Source organism: Micromonospora sp. WMMC264 (assembly GCF_027497275.1).
Taxonomy (GTDB): domain Bacteria; phylum Actinomycetota; class Actinomycetes; order Mycobacteriales; family Micromonosporaceae; genus Micromonospora; species Micromonospora chalcea.
Map to the genome: position 1 here is coordinate 2,496,682 of NZ_CP114907.1, position 14,248 is coordinate 2,510,929.

General features: G+C 72.8%; 15 protein-coding genes. 4 read left to right on the top strand and 11 right to left on the bottom strand.

What is annotated here, in order from left to right; genetic code table 11:
- Positions 1 to 16 precede the first annotated feature (16 nt).
- From O7542_RS10550 to O7542_RS10575, 6 genes are read right to left on the bottom strand one after another with little or no spacing between them, the layout of a single operon-like run.
- Positions 17 to 1,351, bottom strand: coding sequence for a glutamate mutase L (locus tag O7542_RS10550; RefSeq protein WP_281606118.1), 1,335 nt, complete (start codon positions 1,349 to 1,351; stop codon positions 17 to 19).
- Positions 1,348 to 1,740, bottom strand: a complete 393-nt coding sequence (locus tag O7542_RS10555; RefSeq protein WP_030502415.1) for a hotdog domain-containing protein — start codon at positions 1,738 to 1,740, stop codon at positions 1,348 to 1,350. Before O7542_RS10555 ends, O7542_RS10550 begins: the two co-directional genes overlap by 4 nt.
- Positions 1,737 to 2,492 carry an OAM dimerization domain-containing protein gene (locus tag O7542_RS10560; protein WP_043324123.1) on the bottom strand — a complete coding sequence of 252 codons (756 nt, stop codon included), beginning with the start codon at positions 2,490 to 2,492 and terminating at the stop codon, positions 1,737 to 1,739. Before O7542_RS10560 ends, O7542_RS10555 begins: the two co-directional genes overlap by 4 nt.
- Positions 2,485 to 4,047, bottom strand: coding sequence for a lysine 5,6-aminomutase subunit alpha (locus tag O7542_RS10565; RefSeq protein ID WP_043324125.1), 1,563 nt, complete (start codon positions 4,045 to 4,047; stop codon positions 2,485 to 2,487). The genes O7542_RS10560 and O7542_RS10565 overlap by 8 nt, the downstream gene beginning before the upstream one ends.
- Positions 4,044 to 5,615, bottom strand: a complete 1,572-nt coding sequence (locus O7542_RS10570) for an amidohydrolase family protein (RefSeq protein WP_281606119.1) — start codon at positions 5,613 to 5,615, stop codon at positions 4,044 to 4,046. Before O7542_RS10570 ends, O7542_RS10565 begins: the two co-directional genes overlap by 4 nt.
- A 4-nt stretch (positions 5,616 to 5,619) precedes the next feature.
- Positions 5,620 to 6,681: a hypothetical protein gene (locus tag O7542_RS10575; protein ID WP_064446002.1), complete on the bottom strand. Its 1,062-nt coding sequence runs from the start codon at positions 6,679 to 6,681 to the stop codon at positions 5,620 to 5,622.
- 143 nt (positions 6,682 to 6,824) lie between these two features.
- Here O7542_RS10575 and O7542_RS10580 point away from each other — a divergent pair, with 143 nt between their 5' ends.
- Entirely contained in the window at positions 6,825 to 8,231 is a 1,407-nt protein-coding gene (locus tag O7542_RS10580) for a lysine 2,3-aminomutase (RefSeq protein ID WP_104115743.1), read from the top strand.
- 59 nt (positions 8,232 to 8,290) lie between these two features.
- On the opposite strand, the gene O7542_RS10585 is transcribed toward O7542_RS10580, so the two are convergent.
- Positions 8,291 to 8,485: a CsbD family protein gene (locus tag O7542_RS10585; protein WP_043324133.1), complete on the bottom strand. Its 195-nt coding sequence runs from the start codon at positions 8,483 to 8,485 to the stop codon at positions 8,291 to 8,293.
- A 160-nt stretch (positions 8,486 to 8,645) separates the two neighbouring features.
- Here O7542_RS10585 and O7542_RS10590 point away from each other — a divergent pair, with 160 nt between their 5' ends.
- Entirely contained in the window at positions 8,646 to 9,257 is a 612-nt protein-coding gene (locus tag O7542_RS10590; RefSeq protein ID WP_210870966.1) for a histidine phosphatase family protein, read from the top strand.
- On the opposite strand, the gene O7542_RS10595 is transcribed toward O7542_RS10590, so the two are convergent.
- From O7542_RS10595 to O7542_RS10610, 4 genes are read right to left on the bottom strand one after another with little or no spacing between them, the layout of a single operon-like run.
- Entirely contained in the window at positions 9,190 to 9,693 is a 504-nt protein-coding gene (locus tag O7542_RS10595; RefSeq protein WP_043330145.1) for an Lrp/AsnC family transcriptional regulator, read from the bottom strand. The two genes, O7542_RS10590 and O7542_RS10595, sit on opposite strands and share 68 nt — an antisense overlap.
- Before the next feature lie 59 nt (positions 9,694 to 9,752).
- Positions 9,753 to 9,968 (bottom strand): DUF433 domain-containing protein, encoded by a 216-nt coding sequence (locus tag O7542_RS10600; protein ID WP_030502405.1) that lies wholly within the window; start codon positions 9,966 to 9,968, stop codon positions 9,753 to 9,755.
- A 9-nt stretch (positions 9,969 to 9,977) separates the two neighbouring features.
- The gene (locus O7542_RS10605; protein ID WP_187693806.1) at positions 9,978 to 11,120 is read right to left on the bottom strand and encodes an acyl-CoA dehydrogenase family protein; all 1,143 of its coding nucleotides are present in this window, start codon (positions 11,118 to 11,120) and stop codon (positions 9,978 to 9,980) included.
- On the bottom strand, positions 11,117 to 12,226 hold the full coding sequence (locus O7542_RS10610) for a Xaa-Pro peptidase family protein (protein WP_281606120.1): 1,110 nt from the start codon (positions 12,224 to 12,226) through the stop codon (positions 11,117 to 11,119). Before O7542_RS10610 ends, O7542_RS10605 begins: the two co-directional genes overlap by 4 nt.
- 323 nt (positions 12,227 to 12,549) lie before the next feature.
- Between O7542_RS10610 and O7542_RS10615 the strand changes: the two genes are divergently transcribed.
- Together O7542_RS10615 and O7542_RS10620 are read left to right on the top strand one after the other, a co-directional pair.
- Complete coding sequence (locus tag O7542_RS10615; protein ID WP_281606121.1) at positions 12,550 to 12,930, top strand: YccF domain-containing protein; 381 nt, start codon at positions 12,550 to 12,552, stop codon at positions 12,928 to 12,930.
- Between the two features lie 448 nt (positions 12,931 to 13,378).
- Entirely contained in the window at positions 13,379 to 14,101 is a 723-nt protein-coding gene (locus tag O7542_RS10620; protein WP_281606460.1) for an FkbM family methyltransferase, read from the top strand.
- Positions 14,102 to 14,248: the final 147 nt, after the last annotated feature.

Sequence of the window (14,248 nt, forward strand, 5' to 3'; positions counted from 1 at the left end):
GATTCCTGAGCCTGCTTCAGGCGCCGAGGTGGTGCCGCAGCATCGCCGCCGCCGCACCCGGATGATCGTCGGCGAGCAACCCGGCGGCGGCCAGCACGTAGTCCACGTCGACGACCGGGCGGGCCGCCCGCGGCAACGCCCACCCGCCGGCGTGGTCGGTGAGCACCGCGTCGAGCACCGCCGCCGCGTCACCCGGGTCGGCGTGCCGCAGCACCCCGCCGGAGCCGACGAGCAGCTTCACCTCCCGCAGGTCCCGCCCGGCCCGCTCCCCCGTCGCCGCCCCACGCGCGTGCCGCCGCAGCGCCACCGTCGCCGCGAGGGCCGCGATGCGCCGGTCCACGGCCCGGTCGGCGTCACCGGCGGGCAGGAACCCCGGGTCGGCGGCCCGGACCGCCGCCGCGGCCGCCAGATCCGCCTCCTCGGCCGCGTCGAGCAGCCGCTCCTCGACCGCGGCACGCACCACACCCGGCGCGCTCCACCGCATGCCCAGGTCACCTTCGACGGTGCGGGCCCGCCACAGCGTCCCCGCCACCTCCTGGCTCGGGCCGCTGTCCCGCTCGTCGGGGGTGAGCACCGAGTACACGTCGGTGGTCGCGCCACCCACGTCCACCACCGCGAGGTCACCGCCGAGCGTCCCGGCGAGGACCTCCACGCCGGTCAGCACCGCGTCGGGGGTGGCGGCGCGGACCAGCCGCGCGAACCGCGTACCCCGGGACAGCTTCTTGCCGCCGATGACGTGCCGCAGGAACACCTCCCGGATCGCCGCCCGCGCCGACGACGGCTCCAGCACCCCGATGCGCGGCAGCACGTTGTCCGCCACCGTCACCGGCACCCCCGCGCCGGCCAGCAGCGCGTGCAGCTCGTCGCGCACGTCGGCGTTGCCCGCCAGGACCACCGGCACCCGCAAGCGGGCCTTCGCCAGCCGCGTCGCGTTGTGCGTCACCGTCTCGGCATCGCCGCCGTCGGTGCCGCCGACGAGCAGCACCACGTCCGGGCGGGCCGCCCGCAACGCCGCCACGTCCGCCCCGGACAACCGTCCCGCCGCCACGTGCACCACGTTCGCGCCCGCCGACAGACCGACCCGCCGGCCCGCCTGAGCGGTGACGAGGGGCTCGTAACCCACCACCGCCAGGCGCAGCCCACCCCCGGCCGACGAACACACGTACCAGGGCGCCTCAGCGACCCCGGCCGACGCGGTGGCCGCGCCGACCGCGGCGTCCAGGCCGTGCAGCACATCAGTGCCCACAGTGGTGGGCGCCGACGCCGCCGCGACCAGCCGGCCGCCGTCGAGGTCCACCACCGCGGCCTTCGTGTACGTCGACCCCACGTCGGCGCAGACGACGGCGCTCACGGCCGTTGTGGCACGACCACCGTGCCGGTCGCGGTGACCGCCACGATCGGCTCGTCGAGCACCTCGGCGGCCGACTCGCCCTTGTCCGGGCGGCCCCGGCACACCACCGTCGCGGCGAAGTCGATCGTGCGGCTGCGGGTACCCACCCGGGTCACCGTCGCCGTCACCTCCAGCACGTCACCGGCCTTCATCGGCGCCCGGAACTGCACGTCCGCGTACGAGGCGAACAACCCCTCGTCACCGTCGGTACGGATGCACACCTCGGTCGCCACGTCCCCGAACAACCCCAGCGCGTACGCCCCGTCGACCAGGTTCCCCGCGTAGTGGGCGTGGGAGTACGGCACGTACCGGCGGTGGGTGACTGTCAGACCGACACGCGGATCGCTCATGCGACGTTCGCCTTCCTGGAGGTGATCAAAGCGTGGACGAGGTAACTGGCCACCTCGCCCGGAGTGGTGCCACGCCCGAAGATCCGGTCCACGCCCAGCTCGCCGGTCATCGTCTCGTCGAACCGCGGCCCACCGACGATCAGCAGCGGCCGGCGCCCGGCCGGCATCGCCTCCCGGAACGCCGCCGACATCTCCCGCGTGTTGTGCAGATGCGCGTCGCGCTGCGTCACCACCTGCGACACCAGCACCGCGTCGGCGCGCTCCCGCCGGGCCGCCTCGACCAGTTCCGGCACGCTCACCTGCGCGCCCAGGTTCGTGACCTTCAGCTCCCGGTAGTACTCCAGGCCCTTCTCCCCGGCGATGCCCTTGACGTTGAGGATCGCGTCGATGCCCACGGTGTGCGCGTCCGTGCCGATGCAGGCGCCCACCACCGACAGCTTGCGGCGCAGCCGCCGCTTCACCACCGCGTTGACCTCCTTGGCCGACAGCAGCGGATAGTCACGCTCCACCACCTGCACCTTCGCCAGGTCCACCAGGTGGTTCACCCGCCCGTACACCACGAAGAACGTGAACCCGTCACCGATCGGTTTGGCGTGCACCAGCATCGCCGGGTCCATGCCCATCTTGTTCGCCAGCTGCACCGCCGCGCCCTCGGCCCGCTTGTCGTGCGGCACCGGCAACGTGAACGACACCTGCACCATGCCGTCACCGGTGGTGTCCCCGTACGGCCGCACAACCGTCTTCTCACTCATGGGGCTGCTCCAGGATCTCCGTGGCCGGGTTGTAGTAGTCCGCCTCGTGCCGGGCCACGCCGTCCAGGCCCTTCCCGCGGTCCGCCGGCCGCTTCATGATCCCGAACGTGCCCTCGGCGATCGCCGTCAGCAACGACTGGTCCCCGATGCGCTCCAGCAGATCCACCGCCTCACCGAGCACCCGGTGCGCCCGCGCCTGGATGAACCCGCCCGGCGCCGGCACGAAGTCCTCGTGCAACCCGCCCGCCGCGCCCAGCACGTACCGCACGTTCTGCAGCGCGATGTCCCGGTCCGACAGCCACGGCGTCACCACCGCCTCGGTCATCATCCCCACCAGCAGAATCCCCTGCCCGGTCATCGTGCCCACCAGGTTGAAGAACCCGTCCAGCAGGTTGCCCCGGAACACGTCACCGGTCATGTGCTTCGTCGGCGGCATCCACTTCAACGGCGCGTCCGGGAACAACTCCCGCGCCAGCAGCGCGTGCGCCAACTCCAACCGGAACGACTCCGGCACGTCCGGGTTGATCTCGAACGCGTGCCCCAGCCCCAGCTGCCAGTCCGCCAGCCCCGCCTCGTGCGCGAAGAACTCGTTCAGCAGCTGCGACACCGTCACCGTGTGCGCCTCGTCCACCGCGTCAGCGGTGGTCAGGTAGTTGTCCTCACCGGTGTTGATGATGATCCCCGCCCGCGCGTGCACCTGCCGCGAGAACCGCTGGTCCACGAACGTGCGGATCGGGTTGATGTCACGGAACAGAATCCCGTACATCGAGTCGTTGAGCATCATGTCCAGCCGCTCCAGGCCGGCCAGCGTCGCCATCTCCGGCATGCACAGACCCGACGCGTAGTTCGTCAACCGCACGTACCGGCCCAGCTCCTTGGACGTCTCGTCCAGCGCCGCCCGCATCAGCCGGAAGTTCTCCTGCGTCGCGTACGTGCCCGCGAACCCCTCCCGGGTCGCCCCCTCCGGCACGTAGTCCAGCAGCGACTGCCCCGTCGACCGGATCACCGCGATCACATCGGCGCCGGCCCGCGCCGCCGCCTGCGCCTGCGGAATGTCCTCGTAGATGTCACCCGTGGCCACGATCAGGTAGATCCACGGCCGACGCGCCGGATCCCCGAACCGCTTCACCAAGCGGTCCCGCTCCGCACGCCGCCGGTCGATGCTGCGGATCCCCGCCGCGACCGCCTTGCGCGACGCCCGCCGCGCCGCCGTCGCCGCCTTCCCCGACGGCTGCGCGAACCGCACCGACCCGGCCGCCGCCTTCTGCGCCAGCAACGTCACATCGGCGATGCCCTCACGCGCCAGCGCGTCGAACACCGGCGCCGCCACCCCGTGCCCCAACCCGACGTCCGCGACCACCGCGTCGACCAGCCGGTTCACCCACGGAATGCCGTCCGGGTCCGCGCCGGTCACCCCGGCCAGCCGCAGCACCGCCCGCTCCACCGACACCGTGGTGTGGCTACGCGCCAGATCCACCACCGGCTGCCCGGCCCGGCGCGCCAACTCCCGCGCCCGCGCCACCAACGCCGGATCCAGCCCAAGCTTGCCTGTCACGAAGACCCTTCCTGATAGATCACGTCACCGCGCAACACAGTGGTCCGGCACACCGGCAGCGGCGTCGGATCATCCGCGCCCCGCAACTCCGGATCCTCGGCCAGCACCACCGGAAGCCCCCGCTCCACGCCCGCCGGGGTGTCCCACACCGCGAACGTCGCCGGCGCCCCCAACGCCAGCACACCCTCGTTGTCCAGGTGCACCGCCCGCCACCCGCCGCGCGTGTGCGCCGCGAACGCCGCCCGCACACTCATCCGCTGCGCCGGGTTGTGGTGCGCCGCCGCCGCCCGCACCGAACCCCACGGATCCAGCGGCGTCACCGGCGAGTCCGACCCGAACGCCAGCGCCACCCCGACCCCGTGCATAGCGCCCATCGGATTCGACTCCAGCGACCGCGCCAACCCCAGCCGCGACTCGTACATCCGGCCCGCGCCGCCCCACAACCTGTCGAACGCCGGCTGCATCGACGCCACGATCCCGTACTCCACGAACCCGGCGATCAACGCCTTGCTCATGATCTCCGCGTGCTCCACCCGGTGCCGCGCCGCCCGCAACCGGTCCACACCCAGCGACCGCGCCGCCAGCCCGAAACCCTCCAGCACCGTGCCGATCGCCGCGTCCCCGATCGCGTGGAACCCGCCCTGCAAGCCGTGCGCCGCACAGTCCAGCAGATGATCACGGACCTGCTCCGCCGACACGTACCCGTGCCCGCACGCCCCCGCCTCACCGTCCAGGTACGCCGCCGACACGTGCGCCGTCCGCGACCCCAGCGCCCCGTCGGCAAACAGGTCACCACCCGCACCCACCGCGCCCAGCTCCCGGGCCTTCGCCGCACCCAGCAGCTCACCCCAGTACCCGTACACCTCCGGCACCCCGGCCCCCGAGATCGCCAGCAGCCCGGTGAAGTCCTCCTCGTCGGAAATGTCCGGCCCACCGCACTCGTGCACCGCCGCGACACCCAGCGACGCCGCGTGCGCCAGCGCCCGCCGCTGCGCCGCCACCCGCTGCGCCCGCGAAACCGACGCGAACGCCGCCGCCCGCACCACATGGTGCGCGTCGCGCCGCAACCACCCCGACGCCTCGTACCCGGCCGCCGACACCACCTCCGGGCACGCCGCCAGCAACGCCGCCGACACCAGCGCCGAATGGATCGACGCCTGCGACAGATACACCCGCCGCCCACCCGCAGCACGGTCCAGCGCCGCCGCATCCGGCAACACCGGATCCGCCCAGCCCGACTCGTCCCAGCCGTGCCCCAGCACCACCGCGTCACCCGGCAGACCCGCCGCGAACGCCGACACCGCCTCCAGCAGCCCACCCGCCGACCGCACCGCCGACAGATCCAGCCCCGACAACGCCAACCCGGTATCAGTCGCGTGCACGTGCGCGTCCACGAACGCCGGCGTCACCAGCGCACCGCCCAGCTCCACCACCCGGTCCGCCCGCGGCGCCTCCGCGTCCGTGCCCAACCAGGCGATCCGCCCGTCCCGCACCAGCAGCGCCGTCGCGCTCGGGTCGGCCGGACAGTGCAGCACTCCACCGCGATACAGCGTCGAGGGGTTCGTCATGGTCTCAGTCTGCCGCCAGACGCGCCTCGAACAGACCGCGCACCCCCGGCTCGGTCCGCAACAAATCCAGCGCCAGCGCCGCGTGCCCCGGCACGTACCCGTTGCCCACCAGCATCGTCACGTCCGCCGCCAGGCCCTCCGCACCAAGCGCCGCCGCCGCGAAGCTCGTCGCCATCGAGAAGAAGATCACCGTACCGCCGTCCGCCGTGGCCAGCACCGCGCCGTGCTCACACCCCGGCACGTCCACGCACACCACAGTCACGTCCGCCGGCACCCCCAGCGCCGTCGTCACCGCCGTCGACAGCCCCACCGGATCCCGCGCGTCGGCCAGCGCCACCACGTCGGCCAGCCCGGCCGCCGCCAGCGCGTCCCGCTCCGCGGCCACCGGAACCACCCCGACGGTACGGGCGGCGCCCGCCCGCCGCGCCGCCGCCAGCGACAGCGACCCGCTCTTGCCGGCCCCACCGATCACCGCCACCGACACCGGACGCGGATCACCCTCACGTGAGCGCCGCGCCACCTGCTCGGCCACCACCCGCGCGGTGAGCGCCGGCGCCCCGCACACGTCCAGCACGGCGAGGGACAACTCGGGGTGCAGGTCCGCCGGCAGCACCGCCGCGATCGACCGGGCGAACAGGATCGCGTACCCGTCGCACGGCACCTGCTCGCTGCGCCCGTCCCAGCGGGCCAGCCCGTCGAGGATCGTCAGCGGCGTCAGCGTCAGCGACACGAGCGTCGCCACCCGGTCGCCCGGCTTCAGCCCCAGCGGCGACCGGCGGCCCGCCTCCTCGACGGTGCCGATCAGCATCCCGCCGGAACCGGTCACCGGGTTCTGCATCTTCCCCCGGGTCGACACGATCTCCAGCACCTCGGCGCGGACCTTCTCCCCGTCGCCGCCGTGCTTCTCCGCCAGCTGCCGGAAGCTCGCCGCGTCCAGGTTCAGCCGCTCGACCCGGATCCGCACCTCGTTCGCCGCGATCCGCGGGTCCGGGTCCAGCCGCCAGGCCGCCTGCGGGAGCACCCCCGCCGGTTCCACGACTCGGTGCAGTCCCACCGGTGACGTCACGCCGACCCCCTATGTCCAGCCGCCCGAACCCCTGGTCAGGACTCGCATCGCGGGAAAACTTACGGCAGACTAATTTCTTCACCGCAGATTTTCCAGTAGCCTACGCATCCGTTGATCAACCCGCACACTGACGAGGAGGGGCCGTGACCCAGACCCAACCGGTGGAGACCATCCCGACGCCCCGCCACGCGCCGGCCGCCGTCCCAGCCGCCGGACAGCCCTACGAATACCGCCGCGCGCCCCTCGTCGAACCCGACTGGACCCGCTTCCCCGGCTGGCGCCACGTCACCCGCGACCAGTGGGAGAGCGCCCAGTGGCAGCGGGTCAACTGCGTCAAGAACATCAAGCAGCTGCGCGCCGTCCTCGGCGACACCGTCGACGAGACCTTCTACGCCGACCTGGAGGCCGACCAGAAGGCCCTGGCCACCATGTCCATGCTGGTGCCGCCGCAGATGCTCAACACCATGGTGCCGTTTGAGCCGATGAGCACCGAGGCGCTGCTCGCCGACCCGATCCGCCGCTACATGATCCCGGTCGCCTCCGACCGCCGCACCGACTGGCCGTCGCACCCGTACGCCAGCCGCGACAGCCTCCACGAACACGACATGTGGGTCGCCGAGGGCCTCACCCACCGCTACCCCACCAAGGTCCTCGCCGAACTGCTCTCCACCTGCCCGCAGTACTGCGGCCACTGCACCCGCATGGACCTCGTCGGCAACTCCACCCCCGCCGTCGACAAGCTCAAGCTCACCCTCAAGCCCGTCGACCGCTACGACGCCCACATCACCTACCTCAAGGCCCACCCCGGCGTACGCGACGTGGTCGTCTCCGGCGGCGACGTCGCCAACGTGCCGTGGCGCAACCTCGAGTCGTACCTGATGCGCCTGCTGGAGATCGAGACGATCCGCGACATCCGGCTCGCCACCAAGGCGCTCATGGGCCTGCCCCAGCACTGGCTCCAGCCCGACGTGGTCGAGGGCCTGGAACGGGTCGCCCGCACCGCCGCCCGCCGCGGCGTCAACCTGGCCATCCACACCCACGTCAACCACGCCCAGTCGCTGACCCCGCTGGTCGCCAAGGCCGCTCAGACCGCGCTCGACGTCGGCGTACGCGACGTGCGCAACCAGGGCGTGCTCATGCGCGGCGTCAACGCCACCAGCGCCGACCTGCTCGACCTGTGCTTCGCGCTGCAGGGCGAGGCGGGCATCCTGCCGTACTACTTCTACATGTGCGACATGATCCCCAACGCCGAGCACTGGCGGGTCCCGGTGTGGCACGCCCAGCAGCTCCAGCACGACATCATGGGCTACCTGCCCGGCTACGCCACCCCGCGGATCGTCTGCGACGTGCCGTTCGTCGGCAAGCGGTGGGTGCACATGCTCACCGACTACGACCGTGAGCGCGGCATCTCGTACTGGACGAAGAACTACCGCACCTCGATCGAGTCGGCCGACCTGGAGGCGCTGAACAAGCGCTACGCCTACTACGACCCGATCGACACGCTGCCCGAGGCCGGCCAGGCCTGGTGGCTCGCCCACCGCGACGACTGACCCCGGACACCCGAACGGCGGGCCACCTCATCGCAGAGGTGGCCCGCCGTTCCGCGTACTCACTTGTTGAAGGCGTCCTTGACGTCGCGGCCCGCCTGCTTGGCGTGCTCCCCGGCCTGCCGGGCCCGGGCCGCGCTCTGCTCGGAGGCGCCCTCGGCCCGCAACCGCTCGTTGTCGGTCACGTCGCCGATCCGCTCCTTGGCCATTCCGCTCATCTCCTGGGCCTTGTTCTTCGCCTTGTCGGTGAAGCTCATGTCGCCCTCCTCGTTCCGGCTGAGCGTTGCCCTTGTCGCGTCCCCGGTGACTGTCGGGTGAAACGCTGTTGTGCTGCGCACATCGCGTAATGCGTCCTAGGACAATAGGTTGAAGGCTGGACGCCCGGCCGACGCCGACCCACCGTGGTTGACTGGGCCGGTGAACGAGATCCTGCTGATCCGGCACGGCGAGACGACCTGGAGCGCCGCCCACCGGCACACCTCGTACACCGACCTGGAGCTGACAGCCGACGGCGAGCGGCAGGCCCGCGCGCTGGCTCCCCTGCTCGCCGGCCGGCGCTTCGCCCGGGTGCTGTCCAGCCCCCGGCAGCGCGCCACCCGCACCGCCGCTCTGGCCGGGCTCGCCGTCGACGCGATCGAGCCCGATCTCGCCGAATGGCACTACGGCGAGTACGAGGGACGCACCAGCGCGGACATCCAGACCGAGCGGCCCGGCTGGTCGATCTGGACCGACGGCGGCCCCGGCGGGGAGTCACCGGAACAGGTGGGCGCCCGCCTGGACCGCGTGCTGGACCGGGTCGCGCCGCTGCTGGAGCAGGGCGACGTGGCGCTGGTCGGGCACGGCCACAGCCTGCGGGTGCTCGGGGCACGCTGGATCGGGCTCCCGCCGTCGGCCGGCGGGCTGCTGCGGCTGGACACCGCCACGCTCAGCGTGCTCGGGCACGAGCACGGCCGGCGGGTGATCAGGCGGTGGAACCTGCCGGCTCCGCCGACGGGCGCGGACGACCCCGGCCGGTCAGCTCGCCACTGATCTTCGGCGGCCTGTTCTCGTACGGCGTCGACAGCACCACAGTGGTGCGCGTGGTGACGTTCGCCGAGGTGCGGATCTCCTGCAGCACCCGCTCCAGGTCGGCCGGGCCGGCCACCCGCACCAGCAGGAGATAGAAGTCCTCCCCCGCCACCGAGTAGCACGAGTCGATCTCGGGCAGGTGGGCGAGCCGCTCCGGCGCGTCGTCCGGCTGGGACGGGTCGAACGGCCGGATCGCCACGAACGCGGTCAGCGGCAGGTCCAGCGCCTCGAACGACACCCGCGCGGCGTACCCCTTGATCACCCCGCGCTGCTCCAGCCGGCGGACCCGCTGGTGCACGGCCGACACCGACAGGCCCACCCGCTCGGCCAGGTCCGTGTACGACAGCCGACCGTCCCCGGTCAGCGCGGCGACGATGGCGCGGTCGATCTCCTCCACGCGCTGCACAGTAGCCGGTAAAACGCTCTCCCGCCGCACCCGGCCCGCCGTGGTGACGCTCAGCGCGCCGTCCGGTCGCGTACCGCGTCCGCGGCGTAGTTCAGGACCTCCGCCATGTCCTCCTCGTCCAGGAACGGCAGGTCGGTGAGGATGTCCGTGACGGACATGCCCTCGGCCATCATGGCCAGCAGGGTGGCCACGGGGATGCGCGACTGCCGCACGCAGGGCGCACCCCCCATGACGTCGGGGTCGGCGGTGATCCGGGGGAAGGTCACCGCGACAGGCTAGCCCTTGGCCAGCGCGCGCGAGATCACCAGCCGCTGGATCTGGTTGGTGCCCTCCACGATCTGCAGCACCTTCGCCTCACGCATGTACCGCTCGACCGGGTGGTCGGCGACGTACCCGGCGCCGCCGAGCACCTGCACCGCGTCGGTGGTCACCCGCATCGCCATGTCGGTGGCGAACAGCTTCGCCTTCGCCGCCTCGATCGAGTACGGGCGGCCCGCGTCGCGCAGCCGCGCGGCCGCAAGGGTGAGCGCCCGCGCGGCGGAGATCTGGGTGGCGGCGTCGGCCAGGTTGAACCCGAGCCCCTGGAAGTCGATGATCGCGCGGCCGAACTGGCGCCGCTCCCGGGCGTAGCCGACCGCGTAGTCGAGCGCGCCCTGGGCCAGGCCCACCGCGCACGCGGCGATGCCCAGCCGGCCGGAGTCCAGCGCCGACATGGCGATGGTGAACCCGGCGCCCTCGCCGCCGATCAGCCGCTCCGCCGGCACCCGGGCGTCGTCGAACGCGATCTGCGCGATCGGGGAGGCGTGCAGGCCCATGGTGCGCTCGGCGGCCTGCGGGTGGATGCCCGGCGTGGCCCGGTCGGCCAGCAGGCAGGAGATGCCCTTCGGGCCGGGGCCGCCGGTGCGGCAGAAGATGTTGTAGAAGTCGGCGACCCGGGCGTGCGTGATCCACGCCTTGGTGCCGGTGACCACGTACTCGTCGCCGTCGCGCACCGCCCGCGTGGTCAGGGCCGCCGCGTCCGAACCACCCTGCGGCTCGGAGAGACAGTACGCCCCGAGCAGCTCCCCACCGATCATGTCCGGCAGCAGTTTGCGCTGCTCGTCGGTGCCGAACTGGGCCACCGGATAGCAGGACAGCGTGTGCACGCTGACCGCCTCGGCCACTGCCAGCCACCGGCTGGCGAGGATCTCCAGCACCTGCAGGTACACCTCGTACGGCTGGGCGGCGCCGCCGTGCTCCTCGGCGTACGGCAGGCCGAGCAGCCCGGCGCGGCCCAGCGTGCGCAGCACCTCCCGGGGGAACTCGGCGCGGGTCTCGAAACCGGCGGCGGCCGGGGCCAGCTCCCGGTCGGCGAGTTCGGTGGCGAGGTCCAGCAGGTCGTGGGCCTCGTCGGTGGGCAGGATCCGGTCGACGTTCATAGCGCGATGAGCTCCGTGGGGGTGGTGTTGAGCCGTTGCCCGCCGTCCGTCGTGCAGACGACGATGTCCTCGATCCGGGCGCCGTGCCGCCCGGCGAGGTAGATCCCGGGTTCGACCGAGAAAGCCATGCCGGCCTCGAGGGGCCGGGGGTTGCCGGTCACCACGTACGGCTCCTCGTGGCCGTCGAGGCCGATGCCGTGACCGGTGCGGTGCAGGAAGGTGTCGCCGAAACCGGCGGCGGTGATGACGTCGCGGGCGACCGCGTCGAGGGCCTCGGCGGTCACGCCCGGCGCGACGGCGGCCACGGCGGCGCGCTGCGCCTCCCACAACACCGCGTAGTAGTCCACGAACTCGGCCGGAGCCGGGCCACCGGCCACGTACGTGCGGGTGCAGTCGGAGCGGTAGCCCGACGGCATGGTGCCGCCGATGTCGACCACCACCGGCTCGCCGACGCCGATCGGACGGTCCGAGACACCGTGGTGCGGGCTCGCGCCGTTCGGGCCGGCGGCGACGATGACGAAGTCGACAGTGGCGTGCCCGGCGGCCCGGATCGCGGCGGCCAGGTCGGCGGCGACCTCCCGCTCGGTGCGGCCGGGACGCAGCCACTCGGCCATCCGCAGGTGCACCGCGTCGATCGCGGCGCCCGCCTCGGCCAGCGCCGCCACCTCGGCCGGCGACTTGCGGATCCGCATCTCGCGCAGCACGTCGGAGGCGAGCCGCTGCGCCGCGCCGGGCAGCACGTCGCGCAGCGCGAGGACCTGCTGCGCCCACATCCGGTCGGCCAGCCCCACCGCGCGGACCGGGCCGGGCAGCGCCGCGCGCACCAGCGGCCACGGGTCGGCGCCGTCGGCGTGGTCGACGATCCGGTACCCGGTGCCCGGCGCGGCCTCGGCGTCCGGCCGCTCCAGCACCGGCACGATCAGCGTCGGCTCACCCTCGGCGGGCAGCACCAGGCAGGTCAGCCGCTCCCCCTCGCGGGCGTCGTAGCCGGTCAGGTAGCGCAGGTCCGAGCCCGGGGTGAGCAGCAGCGCATCCAGGCCCGCCGCTGCGGCGGCGCGCTGGGCCTCGGCGAGTCGCCCGGCCGGGTACAGATCGTCGGTTCCCACAACCGAAGCTTAACGGTCGTTTGGGCCAGCGCGGGAGTCCGGTTGATGATCGAAGCCGAGGCCCGCCGCCCGGGCCCGGCCGGCCTGCTCGGCGGCCTCCCGCGCCCGGGCCCGCGCGATGCAGGCGACCGGCCAGGAAGTCGCGGTGCAGCAGCGCCACGATGAAGTACCGGCGCAGCCGCTCGTACGACTCCCGGAACTCCCGGCGCGCCGCCGGAGCGACAGGGGTCACAGGCACGACGGCTCGGGCTCGATCACGCCCTCCTCTACCCGCCGCTCGCGCCGATATGCGCGCGCTTGCGGGCACGAGCGACCATGGAGTGGTGATCCGCTTTCTGCTGAACCTGCTGTGGCTCGTCTTCGGCGGCGGCTTCGTCCTGGCCCTCGGCTACGGCGTCGCCGCCCTGGTCTGCTTCGTCCTGGTCGTCACCATCCCCTTCGGCGTCGCCTCGCTGCGGCTCGCCTCGTACTCGCTGTGGCCGTTCGGCCGCACCATCGTGCGCAAGCCGGGCGCCGGGCTTCCCTCCGGCCTGGCGAACGTGCTCTGGGTGGTGCTGGCCGGCTGGTGGCTGGCCCTGTCGCACATCCTCGCCGGCGTCGCGCTCTGCGTGACGATCATCGGTATCCCGTTCGGCGTGGCGAACTTCAAGCTGGTCCCGGCGTCGCTGTGGCCGCTCGGCCAGGAGGTCGTCGAGAACCCGTAACCCCTCCTCGCCACGCGGGGTCTACCCGCCACTGGAACGCCATGGGTGTCTCCGGCCCTGTTTGACACCCATGGCGTTCCACTCTGCGACGGTTACGCGGCGAGTTGACGTTCGCACCCGAGGACGACCGCAACGTTCTCGGCAACCGAGATCGGCGTCCCGCAACACGAGACGGGTTGGAGATCTTGGTGCGGAGTCGCCCCTCCGAGGGCCGTCTCGTACCAAGATCTCGCAGGTAACGAACGCGAGCACCGAAGGCGCGCCAGCGGCCAGTTCCCCGTTCGCGGTGAGCGGCCGGGCTCACCATCCCTACAGCATCCTAGGAGGATGGGGTGTTGGCGGGCGCTGGCCGCCGAAGGATGCGAATGCGGCTCGCACCAACGCCTCGCTGGCTAGCGTCGGGAGGGTGCGGGACGGGGTGATCGAGAGGCTGAAGGCGGACCCGGCGATGTCGGGACTGCGCCGGTCGCTGGACTTCTACCACGGCGACCCGGCGCGCGACGCCGCGCTCGACCGGTTCTACGCCCCGCTCGTGCACGCCGGTGACCTGGTCTTCGACGTCGGCGCGCACGTGGGCGACCGGCTCGGCAGCTTCCGCCGGCTCGGCGCGACGGTGGTGGCGGTCGAGCCGCAGCCGCTGTGCGCGCGGGCGCTGCGCGAGCTGTACGCGGGCGACGAACAGGTGACTGTGGTCGAGGCGGCGTGCGGGCGTACCGCCGGGCCGGTGCGACTGCACGTGAACTCGGCCAACCCGACGGTCTCCACCGCCTCCCCCGGGTTCGTCCGCGCCGCCGACGGCGCGCCCGGCTGGGCGGGCGAGACCTGGGACGCGCAGATCGTGGTGCCCGGCACCACGCTCGACGCGCTGATGGCCGCGTACGGCGTGCCGGCGTTCGTGAAGATCGACGTGGAGGGCTTCGAGGACGCCGTGCTGGCCGGGCTGAGCCGGCCGGTCCCGGCGCTGTCGTTCGAGTTCACCACCATCGCCCGGGTGGCGGCGGCACGCTGCCTGGACCGGCTCACCGCGCTGGGGTTCACCCGCTTCACCGTGGCGATCGGTGACGAGACGACGTTCGCGCTGCCGGGCTGGCGGCCGGCCGCCGAGGTGGCCGCGTACCTGGGGACGCTGCCGGACGAGGCCAACTCCGGCGACGTGTACGCCCGCCCCTGAACCTCCACTTCGGACCAGGCGCTATCGGGCCGGAAGGCATCGACCCTGCTCATCGCGCGGATCGGCGCAGACGCAGCCCGGGCGCTTTTTTCACGGCTCGAACTTAGCTATACATCGTTACCCATCTGTGATTGACGTGACCCGCGC